The organism is Victivallis lenta (assembly GCF_009695545.1).
GTDB classification, from domain to species: Bacteria; Verrucomicrobiota; Lentisphaeria; order Victivallales; family Victivallaceae; genus Victivallis; species Victivallis lenta.
The window spans coordinates 1-16,703 of sequence record NZ_VUNS01000020.1 but is presented as its reverse complement, the minus strand read 5'-3'; the positions used below and the strand labels follow the sequence as shown (position 1 = coordinate 16,703).

Genomic DNA, 16,703 nt, shown 5'->3' with positions numbered 1-16,703 from the left:
AAATGCCTTGCGCGTTTCCAGACATTTTTGTCGATGCCCGAAAAAGGAACGAAAATAGATGAAATGGCAGAATTCATTTACATTCAATTTGTTATGTGTTGTTTCCGCCCGGCCTCTCCCCGTCTGGCATGGTTTCTGCTGATTTATCGGCATCTCCGGCTGCAACGGCCGCGGGATCATCCAAGGAGGGAACCATGATGAAACATGCAAAAATCCGGAGTCTGTCCGGGGCGCTTCTGCTTGCCGGCCTCGTTTCTGCCGCTGCTGCGGCAGAAACGGACAGACAGCGAACCATTGTATTCACCGAAGACCGCGGTCAGCACTATATGACCAGCAAAACCTACCGGCTCAACCACGTGAAGGCGCACGACCTCATGCCCTACGTGCTCGGAGCCGTGAAACGGTTCGACAGCCAGTCCGATGTGCAGAGTCTCGATTATCTCGGCAAGGAGCAGTACCTCGTCGTTTCGACCTCGGATACGCTGCTGCCGTATATCGACGATATGATCGCCAAGCTCGACTATCCGTCGGCCAAGGTTGACGAAAACGGCATCGGCATCGAAGGCGACGGCATTTACCGCTGGGTTTACTGCCCGCTCTTCCGTTCGAGCGAAAACATGCGCGAAGTCCTGTCGCTGGCGTTCCGTCCGGGCGGATACGGGTCGGGCGCAAGCTTTTTCGATGCGCCGACCAACATGTTCTACTGGAAGAGCTCGAAATCGCAGGGGGAGGAATATCTGAAATTCCTGAAGGCGGTCGACCGGCCGGTCCCGCAGATGACGGTGACTCTGAACGTCTATATGGTCAGCGACAACGATTTCCGCGAGCTCGGCATCGATTACGTCGCCTGGAAGAACGGTCCCGGCGCCGAACTCTTCGCCACCGGCTTCGACTTTACCGACTTCGATTCGCTTTCGAAGATCAGGGATTTCACGAGCATCCTTTCCGAAGGGCCGCTCTCGGCGGCGACCGGCTGGGGAGGGATTATGGTCGCGCCGAATTTCGATGCGACGTTTCTGCGGATGCTGGCGCAGAAGGGGAAGGCATACACGGCCGGTTCTGCCGCAATCACGGTTGTCAATGATTTCACCTCTCCGGCGGCGACCGGCTGGGATGATGCGTCCTACCGGTTCAAATTCGTCCCGCAGTTCCAGAACATCCGGAAGGATGAGGAACAGACGACGACGATCGAAGCGGTAGACGGCGCCGAGTACGCCTTTTACCTGAGCATGCCGGTCATCTGCTTCGGCGAGGACCCGGCCGACCGGGCGCTGACGCTCATGTGCGAATGGAATCTGGCCGTGAACTCCCTTGTCGAAACCGACGATCTCGGCGTCACGACCATCGACAGCAATACGTTCGGTTCGATGTTGACGCTCGAGAACAGAGCCGAAAAGCTCATCGCCTCATTCGACAAGGAAATCGAGGTCGAACAGTACAACGGCATGCCGTTTTTCGGTGACATTCCGGTGCTGAAATATCTGTTCGGCGCCGAAAGCAGGGTGAAGAGCAAAATGAAAATATTCGTCACGATGAAGGCGGAGGCGGTCGAAAACGGCTCCATCGTTCCTCCGGCCGCGGGGGAAGTGATCGAGGCCGCGAAACTCGCCGCCGTAAAGTGACGCGAAAAAGGAGAAATCTGCCATGAAGAAAACGGGAAAACTGTTTTTGATTCTGCTCGGCGCCGGCCTTTCGTTCGGCGCTGCGGCCGAAAGTTGGAACACGCCGACGCCTGCACCGCTGCCGACCCAGGTTCAGCCCCGGCTCAACGTCCAGATCGGTAAGGAGACGGAGGAGATCACCTTCGTCAACACGAACAACGATCCGTTTGTCTACACGAAGGTCTATATCCTCAAACACGCCGATCCGTATGAGATCCGGCCGTACATCATGTCGGCGATCCGCTCGCGCCGGGTCGATACGAACCTGACCAAAGTCGAAGCGGTCAAGTACGCGGACGGAACCGGCATGCTGATCGTCTCGGCCGAGGAATACCGGTTCAAACCGGTCGAGAACGGCATGAGCATCGACGCCATCGTAACCGAACTCGATAAGCCGGACCTGAAATCGGAGGAGGGGCGCAAATACTTCCTCTACTATCCGAAGTATTTCGACTCGATTTCGCTGGCGAAACTGATCCGGCAGGTCGGCATGATCCGTTCCGGCGACAGCGTCGAGCTGGACGGCGGTATCGATGCCGTCCGGGCCGACACGGGGCTCAATGCGCTGCTGTTCTATTCGACCCCGGCTTCGGTCAGGAACATCGGCAGTGTGCTTGAACAGTATGATGCTCCGGCGACCGAAGCGCTGGTTGAGTACAGAATCTATGAGCTCGGCACAGAAAACGACGGCAATCTCGGCGTGGATTTCCAGGCGTGGAAAAACGGTCCCGGCGCCGACCTTTTCGCTGCCGGCGCGCGCTATATGTCCGGCTGGGACCGGTTGGCCAATAATGTGGCGTCGAACCTGATCAGGGAATCGCATTCGAGTTTTATCAATTTCAATCCGAAATGGAATTCGAAGTATCTGGATTTTCTCGTTGCGAGGAGCAAAGCGAAGGTCGTGACCGGCGGGCGGCTGTCGATCATGAACCGCGCCACCGGCATGGTCTCGAACGTGACGCGCATGCCGGTCATCGTCGAAGGAACCGAGACGGCCGGGAACGGAAACGTGCTCAACGAATCGATCGTGGTTTCGGAATGGGGACCGGCCTACACGCTCTCCGCGGTGGACCAGAAGAAGGGGATGGCGATTTCGATCGATCCGGCTTCGTATGACGGCGAGGTCGTCCTGACCCGGACGCAGATCAACACACGGACTTATTACACGCTTTCGCTGAACGACTCCGGTGCGGCATTCGTGCGTGCGGACGGCAGGAACCTCGGCCGCGTTGCGCAGGCTTACGACGCCGCGATCTCGTATACCGACGATACGGTCTCCCCGGCGGTGACGACGACGCTCGACGACTGGAGCCGTGCGTACGCCTATGCGCCGAAGAAGGACAAAACCCGCGTGACGAAGCAGGCCGAATTCGGCTTCACGCTTTCCCTGACGCCGGAGATCAACGGCAGACAGTCGATCGTGAAGGTTTCGATGAGCAACACGAATTTGATCGGCTTCAAAAGCAACGGGGAGCCGCGTACGAGCATGGCGGCGCTCGACACGAATATTCAGGTTGCAAACGACGGCGGAACCTTCTACATCGGCGGGTTGGAGAAGTCGGAACTCGTGCGCAGCGTCAGCAAAGTGCCGTTCCTCGGCGATATTCCGGTGCTCGGCTGGCTCTTCTCGGCCGAGAACGAGACGGTGAAGAAGTCGCAGCTGGTCGCGGTGCTGACTGTGATTCCGGTCGATCCGAAAACACCGGTCCCGGCGGATTTTGCGGAGGAGGCCGGGAAAATCGGCGGCCGGATAAGCAATTTCGGGCTCAGAGGGTTCGACGAAAACGAATACGGCTTCGACCAGTACCTGCTGGACAGGGAGAAATGATCCGGCCTGGAGCGCCCCTGCGGAAATGGGGCGCTTTTTTATTTGTTCCGCCTTGATTTTCAAAAAACAGCGACTATTTTAATAAAGAATTACCGAAGTGGCGGAATGGCAGACGCACTAGACTCAAAATCTTATAGTGTTGAGCTCAGAAATTGCCGATATTCGGTTTAAAGCATGTGCCGGGGTGGCGGAATGGCAGACGCAGTTGACTCAAAATCAACCGGTTACGACCATGCGGGTTCAAGTCCCGCCCTCGGTACCAGATTCAGATGACGGGCGGTTTTGCAACCGCCTTTTTTTGAGCCCGTTCCACGGCTTTTCATCACGGCAGGACAGGAGGCTGAACCGATGATTTACGATTCGATGAAAAATTTTGCGGCCTACCGGAAACTGGCTCCGGAGGCATGGGAAAAGGTGTCGGCGTTTCTGGCCGGCTGCACGCCGGAGACGCCGGCCGGCCGCTATGAGCTCGACGGCGACCGCGTATATGCGATGGTGCAGGGGTACGAGACACACGATGCGGACCCGGACAAGCTCGAGATTCACCGGAAATACGTCGACATCCAGCTTCTGCTCTCCGGCGAGGAGTCGATCGTCTGCCGCTCCGTCGCCGGTTTGAAGGAGACGGTTCCGTATAATGCGGAGAAAGACATTGCGTTTTACCGGCTTGCGATCGAGCAATCGGTTCCGTTGACGCTCGTTCCGGGCAACTTCGCCGTATTTTTCCCGGAAGAGGGGCATATGCCCGGCGTGAGCTGCGCCGGGGAACTCTACTGCCGCGAGTGTCCGGTGGCCTCCGAGCAGCCGTATCCGCCGACGCCGCCGCGCCATGTCGTGAAGGTTGTCGTCAAAATCGCCGCAAACGCGCTTTAACCGAAACAACCGCACCGCAACAAGGGGGCTGCTGCAAAACCTCAAGGTATGCGGCAGCTCCTTTGTTCACTGTACCGGGAACGGCAGCGGAGGGAGTTCAGCGTGGACACTCCTCGTTGCGCATGAGAGAACAGCTGGAACGGAGTTCTCCGCTGCGGCGGTCGAAGCCGGCCGCCACGATTCCCGCCGGCGTCTTCAGCCGGTATGTTCCGAAGTCGAGCGGTCCCGGCTGCGGGTCGAAGGAGAATTCCCGCCAGCCCGGCGCCGTCGGCTGCAGCCCGAAGAGACGGCGGGGAATCACATTGCCCGGAGCGCTTCCCCACGGGTGGACGAAGCTCATGTTCGGTTTCAGTTCCGGATTCCACGCTTCCGTCGTCACCGTTGCCCCGAGCCGGATCATATTGAGCCAGCTCCGGTCGGAATCAGCGGTCATGAGTTCGATCGCCCGGTCGGCGCGACGGCACTTGAACAGGGCGTCAAGGTAGAACTGCGCGCCGTAGACGCTGCACTTCATGCCGGAACGGTCGATGAAATCCGCGACACGCTCCAGCCGGTCCGCCCCGACCAGATCGAAAGCGACAGCGAACATGTTCGTGTGGAATCCGGCATGGCGGCTCTTCGAATTGTCGACGAAGAGCTCCTGCTCCGGGTCGAACAGCCGTTCGTTGAACGCCAGCTTCACCTTTGCGGCGAGGGCGGCGAATTCGGTGCAGTCCGCTTTTTTCCCGAGATAACCGGCCAGTTTGGACAGAGTGTCGAGCGACCAGTAGACGAAGGCGTTCGGCACGGCGTTGTCCGGCCCGAATTCATAGTTGTCGCGGCAGGACTGCGGCCAGTCGACGATGACCCGCATCGGGAACTCCGGCACAAGGCCGTCCCGCAGCAGCCGGTGGAAGCTGCATTCGGCCGTCAGCCGCCCGTAAACCTGTTTGAGCAGGGCGCGGTCACCCGTATGCATGAAATACTCGTAGACGACCGGCGCCATGAAAAGCCGCCATTCACACGGCCAGGTATAGTGGTTCATCTGGTAGAGGATCGTGCGCCGCGCCACGCGGGTGCGGGCTTCGACCGAAAAGTGGGTCAGCATATTGATGTAGGCATCCGCCTCGTAAGCCATGCGTTCACGGCTCGGACAATCCTGATAAACGTCGAGCGTCGTATACTTGACTGAGTTTTTGCAGAGCTGCCAGACCTGTCCGAGTCGCGGATCGGAACAGTCGAAGGCCGAATCGCCGTCGTCGAACGGTGAGTTCAGCGCCAGTGCCGCGATGCTGCGCGGAATCAGTTTGCCCGGATAGCCGACTAGCTCGGCATAGCGGAACGAACGCAGTCCGAACTGAAAGAGCCGCGCGCCGCCTTCCGGGAAACTCCAGCCTTCCTGATAACAGTTGCCGGTCCGCATCTGAAAGCGGACGCCTCCGTACGGCAGCAGCTCCTCGCCGAGCCGCACTTCGACGAGGGCGGCTCGGCGGCAGGCGAGTTCGAGCGAGCCGAAAACCGCGCGGCCGAAATCGACGACGATGCGGCCGTCGTCAAGACGCTCAATGCTGACCGGAGCGATACGGGTCTCCTGATATTGCGGAATCTGCGCCGGTTCGAGCGAATACGCCTTGTCATCCGCTAAACAGACGGCCTGCTCCCAGGCCGAATCGTCGAAATCCGGAGAAAGCCAGCCGTACGGGAAGCGCTCTCCGTTGATATGTTCCGGCTGTTCGCCGGGGCCCGGACTCCCCTTCGGAAACGACAGTGCGGGCTTTTTCCAGCAGACCGGAGAGAAGATATCATTGGCCAGCAGAACCTTCCAGTCCGGACCGGTCACGAATTCGCGGTACGAGCCGTCGGTGAAGTCGATGCGGATGGAGAGCGCGAAGCCGAACCGTTCGCCGCGCGACATGACGCCGACCACATTGACGCCTTTGTGAAGAATGCCGGTCAGCGGGAAATGGGTTTCGACGGTCCGGGCGGGATCGACGGGACGTGCCGGACCGATGCCGGCCGTCCTGCCATTGACGAAGAGCCGGTATTTGAGGAGACTGCCGGCAAGCAGCCAGTTGTGTTCCATACCGGGAATTTCCATCCACGAGGGGCAGGCGTAGGAGTGTGGGTCCGCGATCACGGCAGCGAATGCGCCGGATACGGGTTTGTCGAGAACAATCACTTTCCGGCAGAAGGCATTGCCGGGACCGCCGATGAAAAACATAAACCGCTCCTGATATAAGATGAATAAACATTCCGGTGTCCGGAATAATATAGACCGGAAACAGCGGATTCGCCTGGAGAAATACCGGTTCTCGATGAAAAAAATGAATTTTTGCGGACTTGTCCGCCAGCGTGAAAAGCCGTTCCGCTTCCGTCGGATTCCCCCCTCCGGCGCCGGAGAGGAAAAAAATCCCGGAAAAACATCGATTCAGATTGGAAAAAAGCCGTAACCGCGTTATATTAAGGTCAAACGCTGGTGCACCCGTAGCTCAGCTGGATAGAGCGTCTGCCTCCGGAGTAGAAGGTCATGAGTTCGAATCTCGTCGGGTGTACCATTTTTAAGCTCAAAATGAGGTCGTGAGGTAAAATTCACGATCTCTTTTTTTGTGTGGAAAAAGCAGGATTTCCCCCTCAGATTTGCGAAAATTTTGCGAAAGCCATTTGAGGGAGAGACAAATACGGTTTTGAAGAAGAACTCACGAGAAAGTTGCTCGTGTCATTCCAGAAATCTTCTGAAATGGAAATCGCTTCCTCACCTTCTGATTTTCAAGGTGACAATCTATTGTTTTTCAAACAAAATTTGACTTTTTTAAATATAATGCTATATTATTTAGTATTTCATATTTAGCATAACATAAAAGTAATTCACGGAGCACAAGGGGTGCTCAGAACAACCACGCTGAATTGCTTACTGCCTAGGCGGTAGCATTGGTCTGTTGTTCTGAGTACCCCTTTTTTGTGTCCTCAAATAGGAGAATAATAAATGAAAAATGAAAATAGTAAATTTTGTTGGATTTGTTTCAAACTCATCGCCGAAAACGAAAAAGTCGCTTATGGAGTCGGTAATGACATGATCTGTTGCATGGATTGTTTCAGTCAGTTGGAGCCTGTGAGAGAAGACTACAAGGACTGGATGGATATGATTGATGAACAGTCAGTTAACTAAAATTTTAGAGTCGCATAGAAGTTTGAACTCTTATCCGCTTGAACTGGTGGAGACACAAGCGAGAAGAAAAGAGTGGAATACCTATAGTATTCTTAAGGTAAACCACTCTTTTTCATTGAGAGAATCAGTCCAAGCGGCAATATTCGGATACTTTAAGGATCTGATCCCTGACCGTTCTTTTGGCAATTCCGGTTTTTTGGGCAATTTCGGCTTCGGAGTATCCTTGAAAATAGAGATTGAGCACTTCGTTTTCGAGAAAATGAATATGACATTTCGGTAGATCAAGTTTCAATAAATTGACTAACTGAGGAATGTTGACCAAAGCGATCACGTGATATTCGGCATCGGAATGCTCTCTGATACAGCCACGCATGATGGCTTGGTATAGATCACGCTCAAGAGTTTTGAGGTATTGCTGATTGATCATCTTATCCGCAAAAGAACCGTCACGGCAAAACTTGGGAATGAGCACTTTCTTTCCATTGAAAACCGTTTCTCCCCAGATTCTGCCAGCGTCGATTTCCTCATCACGGCAGATTGCCGTTTGGAGAGCATAGGCTGAAACGGTACGGAACAAACTCATCGCAATCACGGAAAATTGAGCTGTTCTCCCTGCGTTACTGCCGACATGTTGTCCACGAGGTAACGGAATGATGTTGCCATTCTTACTGATGATGGTTTGTTTGAGGCGGTCAATCGCCCTGGCTAATATGGGTTCTGAACTCAAGTTCTTGTTGGCAAAAAGTATGGTATTCATATCGGATTGAGTAAGAAGCTCGTCGGTTGCGTCAATAATTTTTTGGAAGACCTTCTTGTTCGACAACTTATTCTTGGTAGGATTGTCGAGAATACAGTGGATATGCGTATTCGGATAAGCGGTTTTCAACTGGTCGCATTCTATGATGGAAAAGCCTTTCCATTTTGTGCTTTGAAGTTTGGCTGATCCATCCAAAATGATAGTTTGGACGGAAGTTTCAAGTTTCACTGTCCCTGCGATGAATTCATAATGCTGATCCTTAGCTATTCCGAAAATATTCTTATTTTTTCCGAAGAACTGACAGAATTCCAATGCGAACTCGAACTCCTCCATGGCTATTGCCTTGCGATGGAATTGCATAAAGAGGTAACGGGATATTTCAGAAAAATCATAGTTCAACGGCTTGATACGGCGACAGGAGTGATCGGATAAGAGCTGTTCGATTGCCACCATATCAGCCTCCAATTCAAGGACGGGAGGATAATCAGCCAAGTGTTTATACAAAATGCTGAGGTCTTTTTGCTGAAACGAGAAATTTTCAAGCAATTCAGGACTTTCATCAATGATGACCATATGAATATTGGGCGAAAATTGCCCGTTTGCCAACGCATGCTTATAGTGTGCATGCGTACAGCAAACGACATCCGCTGAGGGCAAATCCAAACGGTATTCATCGGCACAATACTTCAATTCCGCTCCGCATGGATTGGGACATTCGGAACAGATGCGCTTCTTATTCTGATGACGGAAAACCTGCTCATCAACCTTGCAGCATTCCCCGTCACGTCCATGAAATGCGAGTGCATTACAGTTCAACTTTCTCAACGCATCGGCATTGCGCTTGCAATCGACGATCTTTTCCGACACCAACCAGAAGCGACGATTCGCCGAAGCATGAGCGGCGATAAATAACAAAGCGGCTGTACTTTTCCCGCTGCTGCAAGGCAAGCTGAGAAGCGCCTGTTTTTCCTGTTTATTGCACTGGTCAAGAATGGATAACGTGATATCGATTTTAGGAGAACGGGTATTGAAGAACTGCTGATCGAACTTATTCCTGACCTTGTCATACAAACTCAAATCCGGGTTGCTGAGATGGAATTTCTCGACAGGAAGGACACATTCTATGGATTCTTCCATTACCTTGTTTCGAGCTCTCTGGATGTCCATTCTGACCAAGCGGCGCTTTTGATGATAGTGATCGAACAACACCGGATCATTGACGATTGCGGTTTCGAGCACTTTATCGGAAACATCCGGTATGAACTTCAAACATCTGATGAGAAGCTGAAACGCAACGGCGCTACGGTCAAATAATGACTGCGTATCCTTTTTAATGGAAGCGATTCTGCTTTTTTCGACGGCATGGGATGTCGGTTCTTCCAATGAAAAATCGGACGGAAGGAACTTGTCCTGAATTTCCTCAAGTGTATATGATATTTCCGGGTTCACTTCCAAGATGGATACCTCTCTGATTTCGGCTCCCGACTTGATGTTGCGTGAGAACGGCAAACGGAACAAATGCTCCAATGAAAAACAGAAATCCACTCGATAGTGGCGGGCTATTGCCGCCACAAGCATTTTGAAGTGCCTTTTATTGGCATCCCCTGAAAGTGGAGTCGAGAGTTTATAGTGGAGCTGGAAACCTCCGCCTGTATGAACGATTATGGTCGGCTTGGGAAAATGTTCCTTGATGTATTGCCACGCATGATCACGATTTTCGAATTCGGCACGTTTATGGTGAGCCCCATAGTCAATATCCAATACAAGCTCGAATACCTTGTCCACCTGATCCTCGGTTGCTTTCCCTCTGCCCTTGAAACTCGAAATCGAGTAATACATATTATAGTTGTCAGCTTCTGCCGACTCATTCGTCTGCCAGAGCTCCCCAGCCGTGGCGATGCTCCTATGGAAACGCCAGTCAGGAGCTGAGGCTCCCCAACTGACAAGATCATTCTCTTGGAAGCCCAAGAGCGTCATAAAATCCTTGGTATTTGTAATCATCACATATTCATCCTTAATATCCGAAGTGAAAAACAGGGTTGTTCGGACTGCCAGTATCCCTGTCTGTCATTCAATGACATAAATAGATGATTATAAAAAAATGTTAACATTGAGGATTTTTTTCACCCATCTGCAGAAAGTAGGCAGAGTGCTATTTTACTTATATATAAAGCATCCGCAAGGAAGTTGTTCCCATGGCTTCACCCTCCATCTGAATTTTCTTGAAGCATGAAACCAGCTTTCGGGGAAGTTTCTCGAAAAAATATTCCTGTCGGAAAATCCGGCAGAAAGTTCCGATTTTCATATTTTTTTATATTTTTCCATTGATGGCAGCGATGAACGCTGTAAGGAGAAAAAATACAATGAAAAATAAAAATGGTAATTTATTGACCACTCAGGAAGTGGCACAGTTCCTCAATATTTCGGCACGTACCCTCAGCCGCTGGAAATTGAACAGAATCAGAATCGGGAAACGAGTCTATTACGAAGAGAACCTTATTGAAAAAATTTTAACGGAGGGAAAATAAATGGAAAATGCAGCAACTATGGAAACCTTGCTCAGTGAAATCAGATTAGTGCTCCAAGGACTATTGGATGCTGGATATAATGAACAGTTTGAACGTGTAATTTATAATGCAAGCTCAGATTTTCATATCAATTTTCCGGATGACAAAGAATATTTTGCGCTCTTTGTCGAAGCCGGAGTGTTGAAGTTTTTTGCGTTTGATACAAAAGAAGAAGCAGAAAGGCGCATCAATTCATTCACCGACAAGCTCGATGATTCGACCCAATATCGAATTGTTTCACGTTCAGTTGCGGAGATGATCGGTCGAGAACACGAATATTATCAATATCAAGAGGCGATGGCTGACTCTGATGATGAAGCGGCAGAATATCGCCAAAGACAAAAAGAAATCATCGATTTCGTTTTCTCTTCAAAATGAAGCCTATCCGGGGCGATTCTGGGCGCAATTAACAGTTCTCGTGAATTTTTATCGACAGAATCGCAATCGTTCCCAGAATGCCCCGGATTATCATGTTTTATTATTGTATATATGTTTATCTATTAATGCTTTATCTTTAAAATAAGACTTGAAATTTAGCCAATTGGGATTATCTGTAGACGACACAAACCAAGGAGGATTTTTCATGAAATTCAGAGTCGTCGTTCAAACTCGCACCACGGTATTCGAAACCATCATTGAGGCAGTCGATGCTTCAAGGGCACGGCTGATTGCTCAACAGCAATATCCCAATGCAACTATTGGGGGATGTTATCAGGAGTGAATCCCGAAGACCTCTACGCCTACCACACAGTACAGCCAAGCCCAATCGGCTTGGTTTTTTTGTTGATATGGTTGACTTTTCACTCGGCAGAGATATATTGAATACCATGAACCATACAGCAAAAAGTGAGGTAAAAAAGAACGAACAATACTTGAAATAAAATTATAAAGCTGATGAATAACGTCCATCTCTGAACTACCACTTCGATAAACGTTAACCTCAAAGTGCTTTTGCAATCAGTGTGTCAATATTTGGCACATTCTGATTGTGTGTACTTTGAGACGCTGTGGTAGGCGTAGAGATGGGCACTCCTTCGGGATGTGCCTTTTTTCATGTCAAACTCAAACAACCACAGGAGAGCCAAAAATGTCATTTCATTTCAGGTGTCCCGCATGCAATGCCAAATTAGAAGCCGAGGACGAATGGGACGGTTTGGAAACCACGTGCCCAAGTTGTTCTGTCCAAATCACAATCTCCAAACAAACCGAACCTATTCCACTTTCGTCCACGATTGCTTCCTCCCTTCCTCTATCGAAGAAAAACTTATTACGCAATAAAAGAATTCTGTGGACTGCGATTCCAGTTTTGCTTGTGATTATCACAGGAATAGGATTCATTTGCTGGGGTATATTCGGAAAAAGGAGCGTTCATCGGGATACGTTGGTCGAGAGAGATGGAATAACTTACGAGGCAAATTCTCAGACTCCATACTCCGGTTATGCAACCGACTCTTTTGCAAATGGAGAAAAAATCAAGTTCGAGTATAAAAATGGTAAGCTGAATGGTCCGTATATTTCGTATGCTGCCAGTGGTCAGATTGTCAGCATCGCCTACTACAAAGACGGAAAAGATCAAAAAGGAATTCAATACTATGATAATGGAGCCAAGCGCTTAGAGTATCAAGTGCATGGTGGTGCGAGTGGCTATGGTGAGGCGATTTCTTACTATCCAACAGGTGAATTGCTGGAAAAATATAAATATACTCCATACCTGCGACTTTGGAAAGAAGGTGAACTCATTGAATATTACAAAAGTGGGCAGATCAAAGCCAAAAAAAATTATGAAAATGGTAAGTTAAATGGTGAGTACATTTCTTACTATGAAAATGGACAACCGGAGACTACTGCGACTTATTATAACGACATACCTCGAAATGTTGTGAAGTATCATTCTGACGGCAGAAGAAAGTGATGGGAGAATTGCGTCAAAAGTTTGTAATAAATGCTTGTTCTATTTTCCTGCAGTGTACCCTGCTTGGGTGTACCCCGGTTCCATCTTTGGAATTGGGGAAAAGGGTTATAGCGGAACAGGAGCAAGTTATCACGCAACTTGAAATGACCGGAAACGTAGGAGGGCTGGTTGCGCTTGCCGAGGAGCAGGTGGCAGCCGCCCTTGACCATAAACTCTCCAAACTTTCCCAATCTGAACGGATCAAACTGCTCATAGACCAAGCCGAATGGCAACGCCTGATGGATCGCCGCAATTCCGAATCCATGGGAGAAGGTTCGATTGCTCCGATGCTTCGGTATGGACGTGAGGGAAAACGCTTGAAAAATCGGTTTACGGAACTGACCGTTCCTGAGGAGGTACGGCAAGCATTCATTGCCATGCGGAATGCGCCTGTTCACTTTCAGGAGAAAAGTATTTCTTTGCGACACGGCGAACTGGACTTCAGAATACCTGAGGATAAATGGCGGGATGGAATGCTGAAAACTGAAACCATCGCTCAACTTAATATCCCATTTTGTCGGAAGATGGTGATTGGGAAAGACACTTTTCATATTGGAATTATTGAACCGACAAATTATGGCGTAATATCCAGCTTCGGCATGGGAACGGAAAGCAACTTATCCATCTGGAAGAATGGGGGAAATATTGCCAATTACCTCGTTGGTAGAAAAATCACCATTCAAGGACTTTCGATCAATGACAGGATGGTGAAAGTGTCTTTCCTTGATAAAGCAGGAGTGTTTCAGCAGAAGGAATTCAACTATCAGATCCCCAACTCTGACTCCGTTCTGATCAATCATTGGACAACGGAGCGGATCAACTGATCTCGTATATTATTTTCGATAATGATTTCTCTTCAAGTTCTTATATTATAATCGATAATAATATAAAAACCTTTCTGAGCTCAGAAAGAAATGGAAGTGAAGTGAAATCGGTAATAGGGAAAAGTGTCTTTTCTCGGCAATCTGCAGATTTCTTGATCAGAAGGTTCTGGAGATGAAAGTCGAAGAAAGACACTTTTGGGGGGGAATGGATTCGTTTTGTTTTGAACAATTTCTCAAAACGGATTCAAGCGGAGAGAAGCCTATGAACACGAGTTTTTGATACCCCGGTGATTTGTGAAATTTCTGATAAAGAATATCCACTCTGGCGAAGTTCTCTGATCTGTTCGGTGTCGGCAATCACGTCAGTAGGGCGACCAAGAACTTTGCCCTTAGCCTTCACCCTTGCCAATCCAGCCTTGGTTCTTTCTGAAATCCGAATGCGTTCCTGTTTTGCCAAACATGCCATTAATGAAATAATGGCATCAGAGAAAATCCCCAACGAAGAAATGTATTCTTCGGTATAGGAATGCCACTTCGTGTGATAACTATCGAGTCGAGTCAAATATTCGAGTGTCTTTCTTGATCCCTCTCTGGAGAAACGATCCAACGACCAAAATAACAAAACATCGAATTTCCGTTGCCTTGCCATGATAAAAACTTTCTTGAGTCCTTGGCGTTCTTCTGCGGATTTTCCTCCAGAGGCGATGTCTCGAATTTCTTCAACAACATTCCAACCTTGCCGATCCGCATATTCCCGAAGTTGCCGAAGCTGGTTATCTGTACTCTGTTCTTCGGTTGATACTCGACTATAAATAACACAACGCATTTTTTGCTTCTCCTTGCCGTCATTCCGAAACGGTCGTTTTGAAACAGTAAATATTGGGGGCTATTTTGAGCTCAAAAAATCATCGATTTTCAGAAACGTTTTGGAACACCTCTTTTTAAAAAATTTGTGTTCGAATTCTACGTTATAAATTGAAAATCATTGGGACAGAATCCCTCCTCATTAAATCAGCGATGTCAAAACGAAAAAGTGTCATAGGCGATTGTGTTTGGAGATGCCATCCTCTATATCCTTTCCCCGCCATCACCAGAGGCATCAGTTCGGACGAGTAACACAAGCAGCGAAGTTTTGAGTTATACCGAAGGCTGAGCGGCATATTGCCGATTCCAATGTAGACCATGGTGGGCTCTTGACGATTGTGAAGAATGAAAGACATGGTTCCAAGAAATTTTTTCAGCTTTTCCGAAAATTCCCCCATATCGAGTCTTCCCCGTTTATCAATGCAATCATCAGCACACCGAAAAATTGCCTCAGAATCGACCTGTCCTGTCCTCTGCCAACCGAACTCATGGAAAAGATCATTATGATTCATGATGGTTCCATTATGAGTGCCGACACAACGCTCAGTAGCAATCGGATGATTGTTCCCATTCACCATAGGCGTTCCAACCGTTTTCCAGCGAGTATGTCCAATCAAAGTCACAGTTTTATTGTTGATACTCCGAATCGCCTCCTGATATTTCGATGATTCCGTCAGGTGTATCGCAGAAATAGGAGCTTTCAGAATTTTTCCGATTCCGTTTTTATCTGCAATATAAATGCCTGTGGCATCACGACCACGACGCTCATTATATTGAAGGAGCGAAGTGAACATATTGCCGAGAGCCTCCAGTTCTTTCCGAGTTCGACGCTTCTTACCCAAAATGATTCCGCATTGACCGCACATTGTTATGCCACCTTTTGCTCAGGTTTATGCTTGTAGCTGGCACAGCCAGGCATATTCTCAAGCAAGAATTTTCTCATAGTCTTGAATTCGTCGCCAATGGCTCCGATTCTCAGGAGGTGAACCCTCATGTCATATTTTGCCGATTCCATGGAGAGGCAGCGCTTCTTCGAGGCGGCGAATTTCACTTCTCTTGCACGGTTGACAAGCAGGAGGCAATATTGAATATAGCTTTTTACCTTTCCCGCATGGAGAGTGCTTTCAAACCAACGAAACTCCACTGTTCCTCTATAAAAGAGAGAATGAAAGTTCACGCCGTGGTATCGAGAGCTATGGTAGTGTTCTGTATGGTGGTCGTCATTATCCTTATACCACAGCTTACCAAGTTGCCCAATTGAATGAGGACGATATTTATCAACATTCTCAATAAATGACGGTTCCATCGGCTTTGTATATGAGTTCAAACGAGCCTCAGAAATTTGGAGTGCATGCAGAATCAACGGCTCTTGCTTATAAACGATTTTAGCGAGGTTCCCCAATTGCCGCCCATTCAAGCAAGAGGCATCCACATGAACGTGAATTCCACAGCTCGAATTAACTTTTCCTCCATTTTTTCGAATCGCCCGAATAACATTCTGCAGAGCTGAAATGTCGTCAGGATAAGTCAATATCGGACTGACAATTTCCGCATTCCCACGACCAATCGAAGCATCGGAAACAGCATTCCATTTACGACCGTCAAGAGCGATGCAGTGCCATTTATCATAGCTGCCGCCTTCATGTCCAATCTCGCCGCCAACCACTGTCAGAATGGCTGAAACGGTGTCTTTTCTGCTGATTCCGATAGTTTCAATCTCAACCCCAAACCTCATTCCTGAGAGCTCTGCAATTTTGTCCATTTTTACCTCTTAAAGTATTGGTATTACAATAGCTTAAGATAGATGATGGACCAAATAATTCAAGTCTAAATATAGATAATTTTGTTAGTGTTTTTAGAGTGTTTATATAATTATCGATAATAATATAAAATGGTTTCAAAATGGCGAGTTTAAGGGGAGGAAAAGACAGAGTTTGGGCGAGTTCCAAAAAATGGACAGATTTCACAGAAATCGGCTGATTTGATCCATCATTTCAAAATGAACGAAATTCAGAAATACCATAGGGGAAGAATTTGGAATGTGTCAGCTATACAGGGAAATCCGAATATGGCTCTCTGTCGCCTTGAGTTGGTCGAAAAATATTTCCTGAATCCGTGAAATTTTGTCCATGTGTTTTTCATGCGGATTCAAACGTTGTTTTTTGCCGGATTTTCCGGCGTTTTCTGTTCTGATTTTTGTCTCGGCTTCCGTCAACTTTCGTTATTCATCGAC

The 16,703-nt window shown here is 49.0% G+C and carries 14 protein-coding genes and 2 tRNA genes; 11 read left to right on the top strand and 5 right to left on the bottom strand.

All coding sequences use genetic code 11. The features are described from left to right. Positions 1 to 194 precede the first annotated feature (194 nt). From FYJ85_RS15955 to FYJ85_RS15940, 4 genes are all read left to right on the top strand, one after another. Positions 195 to 1,622 carry a hypothetical protein gene (locus FYJ85_RS15955; protein ID WP_177995268.1) on the top strand — a complete coding sequence of 476 codons (1,428 nt, stop codon included), beginning with the start codon at positions 195 to 197 and terminating at the stop codon, positions 1,620 to 1,622. A gap of 22 nt (positions 1,623 to 1,644) precedes the next feature. Beyond that, the gene (locus FYJ85_RS15950; protein ID WP_106054101.1) at positions 1,645 to 3,489 is read left to right on the top strand and encodes a type II secretion system protein GspD; all 1,845 of its coding nucleotides are present in this window, start codon (positions 1,645 to 1,647) and stop codon (positions 3,487 to 3,489) included. 178 nt (positions 3,490 to 3,667) lie between these two features. After that, a tRNA-Leu gene (locus FYJ85_RS15945) sits at positions 3,668 to 3,751 on the top strand. Positions 3,752 to 3,837: 86 nt separating this feature from the next. Beyond that, positions 3,838 to 4,362 carry a NanQ anomerase/TabA/YiaL family protein gene (locus FYJ85_RS15940; protein WP_106054102.1) on the top strand — a complete coding sequence of 175 codons (525 nt, stop codon included), beginning with the start codon at positions 3,838 to 3,840 and terminating at the stop codon, positions 4,360 to 4,362. Positions 4,363 to 4,459: 97 nt separating this feature from the next. On the opposite strand, the gene FYJ85_RS15935 is transcribed toward FYJ85_RS15940, so the two are convergent. After that, positions 4,460 to 6,562, bottom strand: a complete 2,103-nt coding sequence (locus tag FYJ85_RS15935) for an alpha-L-rhamnosidase-related protein (RefSeq protein WP_154419482.1) — start codon at positions 6,560 to 6,562, stop codon at positions 4,460 to 4,462. A 257-nt stretch (positions 6,563 to 6,819) separates the two neighbouring features. On the opposite strand from FYJ85_RS15935, the gene FYJ85_RS15930 reads away from it, so the two are divergent. Next, a tRNA-Arg gene (locus FYJ85_RS15930) sits at positions 6,820 to 6,896 on the top strand. 428 nt (positions 6,897 to 7,324) lie between these two features. Beyond that, positions 7,325 to 7,507 (top strand): hypothetical protein, encoded by a 183-nt coding sequence (locus tag FYJ85_RS15925; protein ID WP_106054105.1) that lies wholly within the window; start codon positions 7,325 to 7,327, stop codon positions 7,505 to 7,507. 124 nt (positions 7,508 to 7,631) lie between these two features. Here FYJ85_RS15925 and FYJ85_RS15920 read toward each other — a convergent pair whose 3' ends face one another. Then, positions 7,632 to 10,265: a terminase gpP N-terminus-related DNA-binding protein gene (locus FYJ85_RS15920; RefSeq protein ID WP_106054106.1), complete on the bottom strand. Its 2,634-nt coding sequence runs from the start codon at positions 10,263 to 10,265 to the stop codon at positions 7,632 to 7,634. A 362-nt stretch (positions 10,266 to 10,627) separates the two neighbouring features. Between FYJ85_RS15920 and FYJ85_RS15915 the strand changes: the two genes are divergently transcribed. The 5 genes from FYJ85_RS15915 to FYJ85_RS15895 all read left to right on the top strand — a co-directional run bounded on the left by FYJ85_RS15915 (position 10,628) and on the right by FYJ85_RS15895 (position 13,606). Continuing rightward, on the top strand, positions 10,628 to 10,792 hold the full coding sequence (locus FYJ85_RS15915; RefSeq protein WP_154419481.1) for a helix-turn-helix domain-containing protein: 165 nt from the start codon (positions 10,628 to 10,630) through the stop codon (positions 10,790 to 10,792). Beyond that, the gene (locus FYJ85_RS15910) at positions 10,793 to 11,209 is read left to right on the top strand and encodes a hypothetical protein (RefSeq protein ID WP_106054107.1); all 417 of its coding nucleotides are present in this window, start codon (positions 10,793 to 10,795) and stop codon (positions 11,207 to 11,209) included. Between the two features lie 205 nt (positions 11,210 to 11,414). Further along, on the top strand, positions 11,415 to 11,552 hold the full coding sequence (locus FYJ85_RS15905; protein WP_154419480.1) for a hypothetical protein: 138 nt from the start codon (positions 11,415 to 11,417) through the stop codon (positions 11,550 to 11,552). A 366-nt stretch (positions 11,553 to 11,918) separates the two neighbouring features. Beyond that, complete coding sequence (locus FYJ85_RS15900; RefSeq protein ID WP_158704104.1) at positions 11,919 to 12,743, top strand: toxin-antitoxin system YwqK family antitoxin; 825 nt, start codon at positions 11,919 to 11,921, stop codon at positions 12,741 to 12,743. Beyond that, positions 12,743 to 13,606: a lysozyme inhibitor LprI family protein gene (locus tag FYJ85_RS15895; protein WP_106054109.1), complete on the top strand. Its 864-nt coding sequence runs from the start codon at positions 12,743 to 12,745 to the stop codon at positions 13,604 to 13,606. The genes FYJ85_RS15900 and FYJ85_RS15895 overlap by 1 nt, the downstream gene beginning before the upstream one ends. Positions 13,607 to 13,850: 244 nt before the next feature. Here the strand turns inward: FYJ85_RS15895 and FYJ85_RS15890 are convergent, their stop codons facing one another. The 3 genes from FYJ85_RS15890 to FYJ85_RS15880 form a co-directional block, all read right to left on the bottom strand. Then, a complete protein-coding gene (locus FYJ85_RS15890; RefSeq protein ID WP_106054110.1) occupies positions 13,851 to 14,432 on the bottom strand; it encodes a recombinase family protein in 582 nt (193 codons plus the stop codon). A gap of 142 nt (positions 14,433 to 14,574) precedes the next feature. Beyond that, positions 14,575 to 15,312 (bottom strand): class II glutamine amidotransferase, encoded by a 738-nt coding sequence (locus FYJ85_RS15885; RefSeq protein WP_206213239.1) that lies wholly within the window; start codon positions 15,310 to 15,312, stop codon positions 14,575 to 14,577. A 26-nt stretch (positions 15,313 to 15,338) separates the two neighbouring features. Beyond that, entirely contained in the window at positions 15,339 to 16,232 is an 894-nt protein-coding gene (locus FYJ85_RS15880) for an amidoligase family protein (protein ID WP_154419477.1), read from the bottom strand. Positions 16,233 to 16,703: the final 471 nt, after the last annotated feature.